14 protein-coding genes are annotated in these 14,826 nt (G+C 73.1%); 4 read left to right on the top strand and 10 right to left on the bottom strand.

Annotation, left to right across the window (positions count from 1 at the left end):
* Nucleotides 1-63: 63 nt before the first annotated feature.
* Nucleotides 64-1,287: a DUF5685 family protein gene (locus ACFXKG_RS31825; RefSeq protein ID WP_384846406.1), complete on the bottom strand. Its 1,224-nt coding sequence runs from the start codon at nucleotides 1,285-1,287 to the stop codon at nucleotides 64-66.
* Between the two features lie 276 nt (nucleotides 1,288-1,563).
* Here ACFXKG_RS31825 and ACFXKG_RS31820 point away from each other — a divergent pair, with 276 nt between their 5' ends.
* On the top strand, nucleotides 1,564-2,001 hold the full coding sequence (locus ACFXKG_RS31820) for a cell division protein SepF (protein WP_384846404.1): 438 nt from the start codon (nucleotides 1,564-1,566) through the stop codon (nucleotides 1,999-2,001).
* 10 nt (nucleotides 2,002-2,011) lie between these two features.
* Here ACFXKG_RS31820 and ACFXKG_RS31815 read toward each other — a convergent pair whose 3' ends face one another.
* Together ACFXKG_RS31815 and ACFXKG_RS31810 are read right to left on the bottom strand one after the other, a co-directional pair.
* Nucleotides 2,012-3,229: an acyl-CoA dehydrogenase family protein gene (locus ACFXKG_RS31815; protein ID WP_384846402.1), complete on the bottom strand. Its 1,218-nt coding sequence runs from the start codon at nucleotides 3,227-3,229 to the stop codon at nucleotides 2,012-2,014.
* A 139-nt stretch (nucleotides 3,230-3,368) separates the two neighbouring features.
* On the bottom strand, nucleotides 3,369-5,129 hold the full coding sequence (locus ACFXKG_RS31810) for an MFS transporter (protein ID WP_384846400.1): 1,761 nt from the start codon (nucleotides 5,127-5,129) through the stop codon (nucleotides 3,369-3,371).
* Between the two features lie 426 nt (nucleotides 5,130-5,555).
* Between ACFXKG_RS31810 and ACFXKG_RS31805 the strand changes: the two genes are divergently transcribed.
* Nucleotides 5,556-6,560: a phosphatase PAP2 family protein gene (locus ACFXKG_RS31805; protein WP_384846398.1), complete on the top strand. Its 1,005-nt coding sequence runs from the start codon at nucleotides 5,556-5,558 to the stop codon at nucleotides 6,558-6,560.
* Nucleotides 6,561-6,646: 86 nt separating this feature from the next.
* On the opposite strand, the gene ACFXKG_RS31800 is transcribed toward ACFXKG_RS31805, so the two are convergent.
* Nucleotides 6,647-6,862: an I78 family peptidase inhibitor gene (locus ACFXKG_RS31800; RefSeq protein WP_365810414.1), complete on the bottom strand. Its 216-nt coding sequence runs from the start codon at nucleotides 6,860-6,862 to the stop codon at nucleotides 6,647-6,649.
* A gap of 283 nt (nucleotides 6,863-7,145) precedes the next feature.
* The gene (locus ACFXKG_RS31795; RefSeq protein WP_384846396.1) at nucleotides 7,146-8,489 is read right to left on the bottom strand and encodes a glycosyltransferase family 4 protein; all 1,344 of its coding nucleotides are present in this window, start codon (nucleotides 8,487-8,489) and stop codon (nucleotides 7,146-7,148) included.
* Nucleotides 8,490-8,908: 419 nt separating this feature from the next.
* On the opposite strand from ACFXKG_RS31795, the gene ACFXKG_RS31790 reads away from it, so the two are divergent.
* Both ACFXKG_RS31790 and ACFXKG_RS31785 read left to right on the top strand, forming a co-directional pair.
* A complete protein-coding gene (locus ACFXKG_RS31790; protein ID WP_384846394.1) occupies nucleotides 8,909-9,697 on the top strand; it encodes a hypothetical protein in 789 nt (262 codons plus the stop codon).
* Nucleotides 9,694-10,149: a hypothetical protein gene (locus ACFXKG_RS31785; protein WP_384846392.1), complete on the top strand. Its 456-nt coding sequence runs from the start codon at nucleotides 9,694-9,696 to the stop codon at nucleotides 10,147-10,149. The genes ACFXKG_RS31790 and ACFXKG_RS31785 overlap by 4 nt, the downstream gene beginning before the upstream one ends.
* 121 nt (nucleotides 10,150-10,270) lie before the next feature.
* Here the strand turns inward: ACFXKG_RS31785 and der are convergent, their stop codons facing one another.
* The 5 genes from der to aroH form a co-directional block, all read right to left on the bottom strand.
* Nucleotides 10,271-11,731 carry a ribosome biogenesis GTPase Der gene (gene der / locus ACFXKG_RS31780; protein WP_384846390.1) on the bottom strand — a complete coding sequence of 487 codons (1,461 nt, stop codon included), beginning with the start codon at nucleotides 11,729-11,731 and terminating at the stop codon, nucleotides 10,271-10,273.
* Between the two features lie 73 nt (nucleotides 11,732-11,804).
* Nucleotides 11,805-12,551: a lysophospholipid acyltransferase family protein gene (locus ACFXKG_RS31775; RefSeq protein WP_384846388.1), complete on the bottom strand. Its 747-nt coding sequence runs from the start codon at nucleotides 12,549-12,551 to the stop codon at nucleotides 11,805-11,807.
* Nucleotides 12,509-13,216 carry a (d)CMP kinase gene (gene cmk, locus ACFXKG_RS31770; RefSeq protein ID WP_384846386.1) on the bottom strand — a complete coding sequence of 236 codons (708 nt, stop codon included), beginning with the start codon at nucleotides 13,214-13,216 and terminating at the stop codon, nucleotides 12,509-12,511. The genes ACFXKG_RS31775 and cmk overlap by 43 nt, the downstream gene beginning before the upstream one ends.
* 113 nt (nucleotides 13,217-13,329) lie before the next feature.
* The gene (locus ACFXKG_RS31765; protein ID WP_384846384.1) at nucleotides 13,330-14,415 is read right to left on the bottom strand and encodes a prephenate dehydrogenase; all 1,086 of its coding nucleotides are present in this window, start codon (nucleotides 14,413-14,415) and stop codon (nucleotides 13,330-13,332) included.
* Nucleotides 14,412-14,774, bottom strand: coding sequence for a chorismate mutase (gene aroH, locus ACFXKG_RS31760; RefSeq protein WP_365810432.1), 363 nt, complete (start codon nucleotides 14,772-14,774; stop codon nucleotides 14,412-14,414). The genes ACFXKG_RS31765 and aroH overlap by 4 nt, the downstream gene beginning before the upstream one ends.
* Nucleotides 14,775-14,826 lie beyond the last annotated feature (52 nt).

Here is a 14,826-nt window from a genome sequence, read left to right as displayed (position 1 = left end):
CCCCTCCCCTCGCACCACCGTCCGACGCGCGCCTTCGGGTGCGTACCGTCGGACAGCCCCCGGTCAGACACCCCCGCAGTCGCAGCAACTGCAGCAGTTGCCGCAGGTCTCGCAGCAGTCACAGCAATTGCCGCAACCCTCACAGCAATCACAGCAGCCCTCGCACCAGTCGCCGTCGCGGCAGACGCCTTCGTGCTTCTGCCGCGACCAGGGGCCCTCGTACTCCTTCGCACAGCACATCCGGCACGTGCACAAGAGCCCGGTGAAGACCGCGCAGCCGGCCACGAACCCGCGCTTCTCCGGTGGCTTCCGCGGGCCCTCGGGGAAGCCGGGCGGCAGCGTGCCCGGGGCCCCGGACGGGTCGCCGGACAGGGTGCCGGACGGAGTGCCGGACGGGGCGCCGGGCGCGCCGTCTTCGGGGTGCGCGCACCGAGCCGGGCCGAAAGCGCGGTCGACCGAGGCGCGCAACTCGTGCGCGAGCAGCACGTGCGCCAGGCGGCCGTCGCTGAACTCGGCGTCGCGCAGGGCGAGCCGGATGCCGTGCACCGCGTCGTCGGCGAGCCGGCGCGCCTCCGCCCGCGAGGCGCCCGTCGCGGTGAGCGGGTTCCAGGAACCTGACGCCGCGTCAGTCTCCTGGTCCTCCACGGCGTCCAGCAGATGTGCGAGCCGCCCGAAGAGCCGCCCCGCCTCGGCCAGCGGCGCCTCGTTGCCCGGCCGCCCGGCCAGGACGGCGGTGTACGCGAAGGCCGCGGCGGTCGCGGTCTCGGTCGGCTCCGTGACGGTGAGCAGCGGGGTACCGGGCCCGGCCAGCGCCTCGATACCGGGCTGGCGGTCGACGGCGTCGACCAGGACGGCGGTGTCGAAGCCCAGTTCCGCGCCGGCCCGCGCGCCCGCCCGGTCCCAGCCGCCGGCGACCCGGCGCGCGGCGGCGGCGAGCGGACGGCGCCGCAACAGCCCGTCCCCGTCGGCGACGTGGTCCCGTACCTTCGCCGAGGCCAGGACGAGCGAGACCGCGGCGGCGAGCCGCGCCCCCTCGCCGCGCGCGACCGGCGCGGTCCGCATGCCGCGCAGCGGGCAGGGCCCGGCCGTGCGGCGCTGCGCGGGCGTCCGGGGGCCCTGAGCCTCCGTCAGGACCGAGACGATCAGGCCGTCGTAGTTGGTGACGATCCGGGAGAGCTGCCCGTGATCGGCGCGAAGTGCCAGGCAGAGCCCGCAGAGATGGGCCGTCCACTCCGCCTTGAGACGGCTGCCGAGCCGGTGCGCGCATGGCCTGACGATTCCGAACACGACGTTCCCCCGAGAGTCGTACCGCTGTGCGCGACGCATCGTATCGAGTGATTCGTTCACCCGGACGAACCCAGCATCACCCATCTGGCCGGAACGTATTATTTTGCACCATCTCAGGGCCCGTATCCTGGAGGAATCTTGACGAACCACCACATCTTCTGCACCAGTACCGTCACGAATCGCCTGCGCGCCGACTATCCCCTTGGCGCACGATCCGCATGATGGACGACGATAGGGATAGGGAACTTCAAGTGACCGCGGTGAAAGGAGGCGTCCATGGGATCGGTGCGTAAGGCGAGTGCCTGGCTGGGCCTCGTCGAGGACAACGACGAGCGTTACTACGACGACGAGTACGCCGATGGTGCGGAGAGCGGCGAGACCTGGCGGAGCGAACCGCGCATGCGCGTCGCCCCCGAGGCCCCCGCCCAGGAGCAGGACCGCAGAATCGCCACCGTCTCGCCGGAGTCCTTCCGGGACGCCCGGGCCATCGGCGAGCTCTTCCGGGCCGGTACCCCGGTCATCATGAACCTCACGTCCATGGACCCCGCCGACGCCAAGCGCGTCGTGGACTTCGCCGCCGGACTGATCTTCGGACTGCGCGGTTCGATCGACCGGGTCGCCACCCGGGTCTTCCTGCTCAGCCCGGCCGACACCGAGATCGTCACCGGGGACGCCGTGGGCCGTCCGCAGGACGGCTTCTTCAACCAGAGCTGAGCAGGGCGGCTCACCGGAACGCGTCGAGGCCGGTGAGCGCCTTGCCCAGCACGAGCTGATGCATCTCGACGGTGCCCTCGTACGTGAGCACCGATTCGAGGTTCGTCGCATGGCGCATCACGGGGTATTCGAGCGAGATCCCGTTGGCGCCGAGAATCGTCCGCGCGGTCCGGCAGATCCCGATCGCCTCCCGCACATTGTTGAGCTTGCCGAAGCTGATCTGTTCGGCACGGAGCCGGCCCGCGTCCATCCGCCGCCCCAGATGGTGGGCGAGCAGGATCCCCTTGTGCAGTTCGAGCGCCATGTCGGCGAGTTTGGCCTGGGTGAGCTGGAAGCCGCCGATCGGCCGGCCGAACTGCTCCCGCGTCCGCGCGTAGCCGAGCGCCGCCTCGAAGCTGGCGCGCGCGGCGCCCATCGAGCCCCAGACGATGCCGTAGCGCGCGTGGCTCAGACAGCTCAGCGGTCCGCGCAGTCCGGTGGCCCCGGGGAGCACGGCGTCGGCGGGCAGCCGCACCTCGTCCAGGACCAGCTCGCTGGTGACCGAGGCCCGCAGCGACCACTTGTGACGGATCTCGGGGGCGGAGAACCCGGGGGTGCCGGCCGGTACGAGGAACCCCCGCACGGCCCCGCTCCCGGGTCCGCCGTCGCCCTCGGTCCGCGCCCAGACGACGGCGACACCCGCCACCGAGCCGTTGGTGATCCACATCTTCCGTCCGGTGAGCACCCAGTCGGTGCCGTCCCGCCGGGCGTACGTCCGCATGCCCGCCGGGTCGGAGCCATGGTCGGGCTCGGTGAGGCCGAAGCAGCCGATGGTGGTGCCCGCCGCCATCCCGGGCAGCCAGCGCTCCTTCTGCTCCTCGGAGCCGTACCGGTGGATCGCGTACATGGCGAGCGAACCCTGTACCGAGACGAGGGAGCGGATGCCGGAGTCGGCGGCCTCCAGCTCCAGACAGGCCAGTCCGTACTGGACCGCGCTCGCCCCCGCGCAGCCGTACCCCGTCAGGGACATGCCGAGCGCGCCGAGGGAGCCGAGTTCCCTGGCCAGTTCCCGGATGCCGGGCAGTTCGCCGCGTTCGTACCACCCGGCGATCTCCGGCAGCACCCGGTCGGCTGCCCAGGCGCGCACGGTGTCCCGGATCGCCCGCTCCTCCGCGTCGAGCAGATCGTCGAGGCCGAGGGGGTCGCCCGGGTCGAAGGGCGGCGGCTCGTCGGCTGGGGGTACGGACATGGGGCGCCTCCGGCGGCTCGCGCAGAACGGACTGGGGCCGGTACGGGCCGGTACGGCCGGCCGGGGTGAGGCCGGTCACCGCGACCGGCTCACCCCGCGACCGCCCGCACCGGCCGAAGATCCGCGCCGACGTTACGGCTCAGCGCGACGCCCGTCCAGACCCGGCCCGCGCGGCGGGTCCGCGGCCCAGGGGTACGGCCGCCTCGACGGAGACGCCCTGCTCCGGCGCTGTACGCATGCGGGGCGGCCGGTGATCGGCGGGCCGGCGCTCCTCGGCGCCACGCGTGGGGGGCCGCGGTTCGTGCGCCGCGGGCGCGCCACCCGCCTCGTCGGCGGCGGCCGTCCCGGCATCGTCGGCGGACGCCGCGCACTCCATGGCCCGGGGCAGCCGGAGCGCGGCCACCGCGCCGAGCAGCAGCAGCCCCGCGCTGACCAGGAGCGTCACATGGAGGCCGTGGACGTACGCGTCCCGCGCGGCCGCCCGCAGCGCCTGCCCCGCGGGCCCGCCGAGCCGGCCGGCGACCTGGTACGCCTCGCCGAGGGAGTCCGCCGCGGCCGAGCTCGTCCCCGGCGGGACGCCCTTCAGGGAGGCCATGGCGGGCGCGTACACCGCGTTCATCACGCTGCCGAGCAGGGCGATGCCCATGCCCGCGCCCAGCTGGTAGGAGGTCTCGCCGATCGCCGCGGCGCCGCCCGCCTGTTCGGGCGGGGCCTCGCTGAGCATCGATTCGTACGCCCCGAACAGCGTGGTCTGGAGCCCGAAGCCGAGCAGCACGAACCCGGTGGTCAGCAGCGCGGGCCGGTCGTGCTGGCCCATCATGACCAGCAGCAGGACGGCGGCCGCGGTGAGGACGAAGCCCCAGGCCACCATCCGGCGCGGCCCCATCCGCCGCAGCGTGACGGAACCGGTGACCCCGGCGGCCATGGCGGCGAAGGTGAGCGGCAGCAGCCGCAGCCCGGTCTCCAGCGGGCTGAGCCCCAGCACGAGCTGGAGGTACTGGACGGCGATCAGTTCGAGGCCGACCAGGGCGAGCATGGCGAGGACGATGCACCCCACGGAGGTGGAGAACGTCGGCCTGGCGAACATCCGGACGTCGATCAGCGGATGCGACCGGCGCCGCTGCCGCCGTACGAAGAGGACGAGGAGCGCCACCCCGAGACAGAGCGGGGCGAGCGTCATCGGGCCGAGCGGCCCCTCCCCCGCGCCGAGCCGCTTCACCCCGAAGACCACCCCGAGCACCCCGGCCGCGGCCGTCAGCGCGCCGAGGACGTCCCAGGGGCCGTCGGTGGCACCCTTCGACTCGGGCAGCAGGAAACGGCCGAGCGGCAGCAGGAGCGCCAGCAGCGGGATGTTGACGAGGAAGACGGAGCCCCACCAGAAGTGCTCGACGAGGAAGCCGCCCAGCACCGGGCCGACCGCGGCCCCCACCGCGGCGACCGCCGTCCAGACGCCGATGGCCATGGCCCGTTCGCGCCGGTCGGGAAAGACGGCGCGCAGGATGGAGAGGGTCGCGGGCATGATCATCGCGCCGCCGACCCCGAGCAGGGCGCGCGCCCCGATCAGCACGAGGGAGCTGTCCGCGAAGGCGGCAAGGCCCGAGGCGGCCCCGAAGAGCGCGTATCCGGTCAGCAGGATCCGGCGCCGCCCGACCCGGTCGCCGAGGGTGCCGAAGAGGATCAGCAGCGCCGCGCAGACGAGCGGGTAGGAGTCGACGATCCACAGCAGCTCGACCCCGCTGGGGCGGAGATCCGCGGTGACGGCCGGTACGGCGACGTGCAGCACGGTCGCGTCCAGCGCGACGAGCAGCAGGCTGACGCACAGGACCAGCAGGACGATCCAGCGGTTCGCACCTCCGGCGGCCGGGCGCGGCCGTGCTCCGGCCGTGGTGGTCCCGGACATCTGCGTACCTCCCAATGCGTCCCTCGCGCTCGGCGGGCCGGCGGGGACACGGGTCCCACGGGGCGGCCCGGCATCGGCGGGCGAGTGAGCCGACAGCGTACGCGAGTGTTCCCGCGGATCGCGTGGTGCATCTCTCACCGTTCTGACCAGGGAGTGTGGCGTACGCCACGCCGTCCGCGCCAGGACCGGGCCCCGGGCGCGACACGAGCGTGAGGGAAATTCCGCGCGACGCCTCGGTGAACTAATTCGGTTCCGCAGAAAGACACTCCCCGGAAGGGGGCCCTGATGAATAGGGCCGAAGGGCCCTGGAGATTTCCGGAACGGCCCGGACGGAAATGTGATCCGAGACATAGTCCACATCACATCGTCATCACAAAGAGACCGGATCGACCGGCTCGCTCCCTCACTCGCTGTAACGTCCTTTACGTGCGTACCGACATCTTTGCCCGCCTGGACCGGGAGCCGGAACCGCCGAAGATAGAGATCCCGCGGATGAGTCGTACCCGTAAGGCTCTCTTCGGCGGGACCTTGGCGTTCTATCTCGCCATCGTCGTCGCCGTGCTCGTCTCGTCCTCGCTGGTGATCACCGACTGGAAGGTCATGCTCTTCCGGCCCTATCAGCAGTGGCCGGTCCTGCATCCCTACCTGGACTACTTCGTGGTGCTCGGCCAGCGCGGTCCGACCGCCGTGATGATCGCGGCCTGGCTGGGCTGGCGCTCGTGGCGCCAGCACACGCTGCGGCCGCTGCTGACCCTCGGCGCCGCGCTGCTGCTGCTCAACGTGACCGTCGGCGCGGTCAAGCTCGGTCTCGGGCGGCTCGGCCCCCACTACGCGACGCAGATCGGCTCGGCCGAGCTCTTCGCGGGCGGCGATATATTTCCTTCGGGCCACACCGCCAACGCCGTGGTGACCTGGGGAATCCTCTCCTATCTGGCCACCACGCCACGGGCCAGGCGCTATCTCTCGGTCATGTCGTCCCTGGTGGCGCTCGGGGTCGGCGCGACCACCGTCTACCTCGGTACGCACTGGCTGAGCGACGTGCTGCTCGGCTGGGCCGCCGGGCTGCTGATCCTGCTGGGGCTGCCCTGGATGGAGCCGCTGATCGGCCGCGCCGAGCAGGCGGTCTTCGCGGTCCGGGAGCGGTGGCGCGCGCGGCGCGGCGCGGCCCCCACCGCCCCGGCGACGGAGCAGGGGACGGAGCCGGCGCCCAGGCGGCCCGAGACGGTGCCCCAGGGCGCCCAGCAGACCGTGGAGGGAACGCCCTGCGAGGCCGCCGGCCCCACGCACGGCGTACGGCCCGCGGGCGCCAGGAGCGCCGCGCAGCTCACCACCCAGCCCCGGCAGCACGCGGTGCGCTCGGAGCGGACCCCGGTGACCCCGGCGGGCGGCAGCCGCCGGCCGCCGCGCTCCCGCCCCGTGACGGGCGGCTGAGACCTCGGCGGGGGCGGTACGTCCGTGCGACGGGAACATCCGTGCCGACGGGTGCGCGCTCCGTGCCGACGGGTGCGGCGTGTCGCTCAGCCGACCCAGCAGCGGATCACCCGGCCTCCGTCGACCTCGAAGTTGAGCCGGCCCATCACGAACTCCATCGTGATGATCGAGCCCGGGGGCAGCGCTCTGACATGGGTCCAGCCGCGACCGCGAGCCTGCCGCTCGGCGCTCTCGGCGTCGAGTCCGACATAGGACTCGGGCGCGTCGTCGGGCTGTCGGGGTGGAGTCGGTAGGGGTGCCATGCCACTCACCGTAGGCGCCGGGGAGCGCGGAAGGAAGCGATTCGGAGGCGATCGGAAGCCCATCCGATACCGGGAGAGGAACACCCGCGTCCCCCGGCGGTCACACTTGTGTCACAGGTTCCCGACACTCCCCGAGCACGACCGGCTTCACTCTTACGGAGCACTCACACCGGACTCATCGATAATTTCACGACCCCGAAGATCACATAAATTCCCGCTCCTTTAATTCTCCTTTACGGTTACGGCGTGAACCCCGGCCACTCAATTGACGTCCCGGTCGAATTCACGCTTTCCCCGCACAACCCGCACGCGAACCGTCGCCGTGTTCGTCGCCGTGTCCGTCCGCGTGTCTGCCTCCGGGGCTCCCGCGCCCCCTGATCCGGTCGGCGGCCCGGTCGCGGACGGCGTACGCGCCGCCCAGGACCGCGCTGGAGCCCCGGTGCAGCGCGTCGCGGAAGGGGCGCCGGGAGCCGCGGGCCAACTCCGCGTAGAGCGCCGCGTGGCGCTCGGCGATCCGCGCCGGGTCGAAGCGGGCGGCGGAGATCAGCGCCGCCCGGCCCATCCGGCGGCGCAGCGCGTCGTCCTGGATCAGCCTGAGCAGCGCCCCGGCGACGGCGTCCTCGTCGCCGTTGCGCACCAGCACCCCGTCGACGCCGTCGGCGATGATCTCGCCGGGGCCGTGCGGGCAGTCGGTGGAGACGACGGGGAGCCCGCAGCGCATGGCCTCGACGATGGTCATGCCGAAGGACTCGCGGCTGGAGGTGACGGCGGCGACGGAGCCCTTCACCCACTCCGCCTCCAGCGGGTCGGCGCGGCCCATGAGGAAGACGTGGTCGTGGAGGCCGAGTTCCCCGATGAGCGCGCGGAGGGCTCCCCGTTCGTCGCCGGTGGTTTCCCCGGCGCCGTAGATCCGCAGCCGCCAGTCGGGGCGTACCGCCACGACCTGCCCGAACGCCCGCACCAGCAGGTCGTACCGCTTGACCCGGGTGAGCCGGCCCGCGGCGACGACCCAGCGGCCCGTGGAGTCGGCCGGCGCGACGGCGGGCGCGGGCACGCCGTTGGGGATGGCCTCGATCCGTACGCCGGGCAGCCGCAGCCGGGTCCGGTAGGCGCGGGCGTCGGCCTCGGTGACGGTGGTGACCGCGTGGAGGAGCCGGTAGCGGTGGCCGATCTCGCGGCGCAGCCGGTGGCCGTGGCCGTCCAGGGTCAGGTGTTCCTGCCCGATCCGCACCTGGCCGCCGCCGGGTCCCTGCCGGACGAGGTGGACGACGAGCCCCGGGCGGGTGCCGATGACGACGTCGGCCTCCAGGGAGCGGAGCCGCTCGCCGATGCGGGCGTCGGTGAGGCGGCTGTACTGGCGGTGGCGGCCGTCGCCGCGCGGGAAGATCCGGGCGGGGCGGGCGTGGTCGGGGTCGCCGCTCTCGTCGCCCGGGGTGCCGTGCCGCAGGTCGACAAGGTGACTCAGCCGCACTCCGGCGGGCGCGCCGAGGTGCGGCCGGTCCCGGTGGCGGAAGACCGAGACGATCTCGACGTCGTGGTGGACGGCGAGGGCCCCGGCGAGGTGGAAGGTGGCCCGGATCGTCCCGCCGACGCCGTACGCGTTGTGGAGCAGGAAGGCGAGGTGCATACGGCGCCGGTCTTTCTCGTACGGGTGCCCCCGGCGGGCGCCTCCCGGGCACCCGAACGGGCGGCGGAATGCCCGGAACGTACCGGGTGGGGACAGATTCGTATGATCGGTCGCACTGACGCGTTTCGCACACGGAGGGCGCCGAAAGAAGCAACTGGATCCAGCCACCCGTGCAACTCACCGATATCGCGATTTGTCGACCTGTCCACCGCCTGGCCTGGGACGCGGCGCACCGAAGCGGCGGAAGCACCTGTTCCACGAGCTGACCAGGCGCTACGGGTTCCGGCCACCGGCCCGGGCGGCGCGCCGGACGGTTCGATTCTGTGCGCTTCCGCGCGTGACCCGGGCCACGGGTCGCCCGTTGTCTCTGTACGAGCCGGGAACAGCCCGGCCCACGCACCGAGTTCGAGGAGCCACCCGTGCCGCGCATGCTCGATGTCAGCGAGGACGTCCGCGCCGAGATCGGCGACGAGGAAGCCGACCGGCTGCTCGCCGGCGAGAACTCCCCGGGCAGTTACGACTGCACGTCCTGCCGGACCCCCGGCGACTCCGAACAGGAGCGGACCAGCACCGTCCTGTTCGTGGGCGAGGAGACCGCGGTTCTCGCCTTCGCCCACGCCACCTGCATCCCCTCCCAGGTCGTCCAGGTCGCCGAGGACCAGCTCCAGGGCGCCGTCCGGTCGATCACCGGCGGCGAGCAGCCCCCGCCGCCGCAGGCCCCCGCGGCGGCTCCCGGACAGGCGGTGCTCGGTGTCACCAGCGGGCTGGTACTGCTGGAGGAGGATCTGCACCCCGCCCTCGTCGTCGAGCCGACGGCCCCGATCGTCCGGCCCGGCTCCGACTCCACCACCGACGAGTTCCTGTCGCTCCTGGTCGAGCAGGGTTTCCAGCCGGTGCACGCGCTGGGGTCGGTGCCCGCGCAGAACCCGGGCTGGTCGGTGCTGCTCGCCATGGGCCAGCTCCACGCCGTGCTCCAGCCCGGCACCGGCGGCGGCTCCCCGACCGCCTGGTGGCAGGCCCACCAGCCGCTCCAGGTGACGGAGGGGTGGCGGACGGCGGCCAACAAGTCACAGCGGGTGCTGGTCTTCGCCGCGCCGGTCGGCTCCATCGGCCAGCAGCCCCGTGAGGACCTGCTGCGCGACGCCCTGGAGAAGGCCGCGGCCAACGGCAATCTGGTCGCCGCCATGATGCCGCTGGCCGGCACATGACCGAGGCCACGCGCCCCACCCGCCGGCTGCCTCCCCTCCCGCAGCAGGCGAATTCCCCGGGCAGCCCGCATCCGACGGACGACGGGGTCGTTGGCACGTACGTGCACTCATACGACCCCTCCCGCCCGCAGTACCAGAGCCACATCCCTTCGATGCGCCCGGCGCAGGACGGAGCGGACGGGTTCTCGACGACCCCGATCTACGACGCGCTCTACTCCGAGTTCCGCAGGTCCTTCAGAGCGCTGCCGGGCGACCGGACCAACGAGGAGAACCTCGGCTTCACGGCGTTCGGCACCGGGCTGGGCACCTCCCACCACCTCTACGGCGGCCACGGCGGCTTCGGCCACACGCAGCCGCAGTACCAGGGATCCTGGCAGCGGGACCCCCGCCAGCAGCACATGGGACGGCCCGACCGGCTGGCGCTGCCGCCGGGCCCGCGCCGCGGGGTCTGACCCGTCCGCCCACTTCGGGCACCGGAGCGGCCGCCGTCACGGCCGTCACGCGGTGGGGCCCGGCACGGATCGTCCGTGCCGGGCCCCACCGCGTCCTGCCGCCGACGCGGCCGGCGGACGGCTACTTCTTGCGCCCGCGCTTCTCCCGTACCCGTACGGAGATGTGGATCGGGGTGCCCTCGAAGCCGAACTCCTCGCGCAGCCGGCGCTCCACGAAACGCCGGTACCCGGCCTCGATGAAGCCCGAGGCGAAGAGCACGAAGCGGGGCGGCTTCGTGCCGGCCTGGGTGCCGAACAGGATGCGGGGCTGCTTGCCGCCCCGGATCGGGTGCGGATGCGCGGCGACCAGCTCGCCGAGGAAGGCGTTGAGCCGGCCGGTCGGGACGCGGGTCTCCCACCCCGCCAGCGCCGTCTCGATCGCCGGGACGAGCTTCTCCATGTGCCGTCCGGTGCGGGCGGAGACATTGACCCGGGGCGCCCAGGCGACCTGCGCCAGCTCCGTCTCGATCTCCCGCTCCAGGTAGTAGCGGCGCTCCTCGTCGAGGGTGTCCCACTTGTTGAACGCGACGACGATGGCGCGTCCCGCCTCGACCGCCATCGTGACGATGCGCTGGTCCTGGACGCTGATGGACTCGCTGGTGTCGATCAGGATGACCGCGACCTCGGCCTTCTCGACCGCGGCGGCGGTGCGCAGCGACGCGTAGTAGTCCGCGCCCGCCTGGAGGTGGACCCGGCGGCGGATGCCCGCGGTGTCGATGAACTTCCAGACCGTGCCGCCCAGCTCGATCAGTTCGTCGACCGGGTCCCGGGTGGTGCCCGCGATCTCGTTGACGACGACCCGGTCCTCGCCCGCGACCTTGTTCAGCAGGGACGACTTGCCGACGTTCGGGCGGCCGATGAGGGCGATCCTGCGCGGGCCGCCGATCGCAGTGCCGAAGGTCTGCGCCGGTGCCTCGGGCAGCGCTTCGAGCACCGCGTCGAGCATGTCGCCGGTGCCGCGGCCGTGCAGAGAGGAGACCGGGTGGGGCTCGCCGAGGCCCAGCGACCAGAGCGCGGTGGCGTCCGCCTCGCCGCTCTGTCCGTCGACCTTGTTGGCGCAGAGCACGACGGGCTTGCCCGCCTTGCGCAGCAGCCGTACCACGGCCTCGTCGGTGTCGGTGGCGCCGACCGTGGAGTCCACGACGAAGACCACCGCGTCGGCCGCCTCGATCGCGTACTCGGCCTGGGCGGCGACGGAGGCGTCGATGCCCAGGACGTCCTGCTCCCAGCCACCGGTGTCGACGATCTTGAAGCGGCGGCCGGCCCACTCGGCCTCGTAGGTGACCCGGTCGCGGGTGACGCCCGGCTTGTCCTCGACGACCGCCTCACGGCGGCCGATGATCCGGTTCACGAGAGTCGACTTGCCGACGTTCGGGCGGCCGACGACGGCGAGGACGGGCAGCGGGCCGTGCCCGGCCTCGTCCAGCGCGCCCTCCACCTCCTCGGCCTCGAAGCCCTCCTGAGCGGCAAGCTCCATGAAGTCCGTGTACTCGGCGTCGCCAAGCTCTCCGTGCTCGTCGCCGGAGTCGATGTGGTCGTTCATGAAGTCCGTACCTCGTTCATCGTGATCGGTGTGCCGCGTCTCGCGGCGCACTACTGAAGTCGTGCTGTGTTTCCTACGGCCCGGTCCGGGCGGACCCGGTGGACCCGGCGCCCTCGGCGGGCGCGGTGCGTCCGGTGAAGCGGCGGGCGTGCTCCAGGTGCACGGTCAGCCGCTCCTGGATCCGTACGGTGGCCTCGTCCAGCGCCTTGCGCGTACGGCGCCCGCTCCCGTCGCCCGCCTCGAAGGCGTCGCCGAAGACGACGTCCACGCGGCTGCGCAGCGCGGGCAGCCCCCGTATCAGACGGCCGGGGCGCTCCGTGGAGCCGAGCACCGCGACCGGCACGATCGGTGCTCCCGACCGTACGGCGAAATACGCGAGCCCGGCACGGAGCGAGGCGAAGTCCCCCTCGCCCCTGCTGCCCTCGGGGAAGATCCCCAGCACGCCGCCCTCCGCGAGCACCCCGAGCGCGTCGGTGATCGCGGCACGGTCGGCGGTCGAGCGGTCCACCTCGATCTGCCCGAGGAAGCGCATGCAGGGGGCGAGCGGGCCGATGAACGCTTCCTTCTTGACCAGGAAGTGCGACGGCCTGGGAGCGGTGCCGATCACCATCGGGCCGTCGACGTTGTGCGCGTGGTTGACCGCGAGGATCACGGGGCCGCTCGCCGGAACCCGCCAGGCGCCCAGCACCCGCGGCTTCCACAGCCCGTACATCAGCCCGATGCCGATACCTCTGCCGATCGCCGCGCCCCGCTTCGAGGGCGGCGCGTCCGCCGGGCTCACCGCGCGGCCCGCTTCTCCTCCACCAGGGTCACGACGCACTCGATGACCTGCTGGAGTGTGAGATCCGTGGTGTCCACCTCGACCGCGTCGGCGGCCTTGGCGAGGGGGGACGTCTTCCGGCCGGAGTCGGCCGCGTCCCGCTTGACCAGCGCGTCCCGGGTGGTGGCGACGTCGGTCGCCTCCTTGCCGGTCAGCTCGCCGCTGCGGCGGGCCGCGCGGGCCTCCGGGGACGCGGTGAGGAAGATCTTGACGTCGGCGTCCGGCAGGACCGTCGTGCCGATGTCGCGGCCCTCGACCACGATGCCGAGCGGCGCGGCGGCGGCGATCTCGCGCTGGAGTCCGGTGATAAGGGTGCGCACCTCCGGGACGGCGCTGACCGCGCTCACCCGGGCGGTGACCTCCTGGGTACGGATCGGGCCCGCGGCGTCCACGCCGTCGACGGTGATCGTGGGGTCGGCCGGGTCGGTGCCGGAGACCAGGACGGGCTTGGCGGCGGCGGTCGCGACGGCGGCGGCGTCCTCGACGTCGACGCCGTTGCTGATCATCCACCAGGTCATCGCGCGGTACTGCGCGCCGGTGTCCAGGTAGCTCAGCCCGAGCTGGGCGGCCACGGCCTTGGAGGTGCTCGACTTGCCCGTGCCCGAGGGCCCGTCGATGGCGACGATCACAGCGGCCTGGGCGGTCCGGGCGGGGGTAGCTTCCACGGGGGGTGGACACCTTCCTGAATCACGGGGTGGATGTGCGGGGACGCGCACACGCCCCCGCACAAGGTTACCGAGTCTTCAGGGCCCCGATCGCACCCGTTCGGCGGCACCGGTCACTGCCTGATCGACCAGCCGCGTTCGCGCAGGGCCGCGGCGAGCACGGGCGCCGCCGCCGGTTCGACCATCACCAGGACCAGGCCGGCCTGCTGCCCGGTCGCGTGCTCGATGCGTACGTCCTCGACGTTCACCCCGGCCCGGCCGGCGTCGGCGAAGATCCGGGCCAGCTCGCCCGGCCGGTCGCTGACCTGGACCGCCACGACCTCGTACGCCGTCGGGGCCGCGCCGTGCTTGCCGGGGACCCGGCCCCGGCCCGCGTTGCCGCGCCGCAGGACGTCCTCGATGCCGGCCGCGCCGCCGCTCCGCTTCGCCTCGTCGGCGGACTGGAGCGCGCGCAGCGCCTCCACGGTCTCGTCCAGGTCGGCGGCGACGGCGGCCAGCACCTCCGCGACCGGGCCCGCGTTGGCGGAGAGGATCTCGACCCACATCGCGGGGTCGGAGGCCGCGATCCTGGTGACGTCGCGGATGCCCTGGCCGCAGAGGCGTACGGCACTCTCGTCGGCCGCCTCCAGACGGGCCGCGACCATCGAGGAGATGAGGTGCGGGGTGTGCGAGACCAGCGCCACCGCCCGGTCGTGCGCCTCCGCGTCCATGACCACGGGCAGGGCGCGGCAGAGCGAGACCAGCTCCAGCGCGAGGTTGAGCACCTCGGTGTCGGTCTCCCGGGTCGGGGTGAGCACCCAGGGCCGCCCCTCGAAGAGGTCGGCCGTCCCGGCGAGCGGGCCCGAGCGCTCCTTGCCCGCCATGGGGTGCGTCCCGATGTACGCGGCGGTGTCGATGCCCAGCGCCGCCAGTTCGCGCCGGGGCCCGTCCTTGACGCTGGCGACGTCCAGGTAGCCGCGGGCCGCGCCGGCGCGCATCGCCCCGGCGAGGGTGGCGGCGACGTGCCGGGGCGGTACGGCGACGATCACCAGGTCCACGGGGCCCTCGGGCGGCTCGTCCGTGCCGGCGCCGAGGGCGGCGGCGGTCCTGGCCCGGGAGGGGTCGTGGTCGCTGAGGTGGACAGTGACGCCACGGCCCGCCAGGGCCAGCGCGGCCGAGGTGCCGATCAGACCGGTCCCGATGACGAGGGCGGTTCTCACTGGGCGATGTCCTTGCGCAGAGCGGCGGCGGCGCCGAGGTAGACATGCGCGACCTCGGACCTGGGCAGGTCGGACTCGATGTGGGCGAGCACGCGGACGACGCGCGGCAGGGCGCCGGCGATGTCCAGCTCCTGGGCGCAGATCAGCGGTACGTCCACGATGCCGAGGCCGCGCGCGGCGGCGGCCGGGAAGTCGCTGTGCAGATCGGGCGTCGCCGTGAACCAGATGCTGATCAGGTCGTCGGCGGTGAGCCCGTTGCGCTCCAGAATCGCGGTGAGGAGGGCTTTGACCTGCTCGTCCATGTGCCCGGACTCGTCCCGCTCCAACTGGACGGCTCCGCGAACCGCTCGTACCGCCACCGCGTTCTCCCTGAATGATCGAGTGCTCCGTCCAGACTAACGACCTCCCGGC

This window comes from Streptomyces sp. NPDC059255 (assembly GCF_042752355.1).
Classification (GTDB): domain Bacteria; phylum Actinomycetota; class Actinomycetes; order Streptomycetales; family Streptomycetaceae; genus Streptomyces.
The sequence above is the reverse complement of the archived record's forward strand: the minus strand, read 5'-3'. Positions and strand labels throughout refer to the sequence as shown.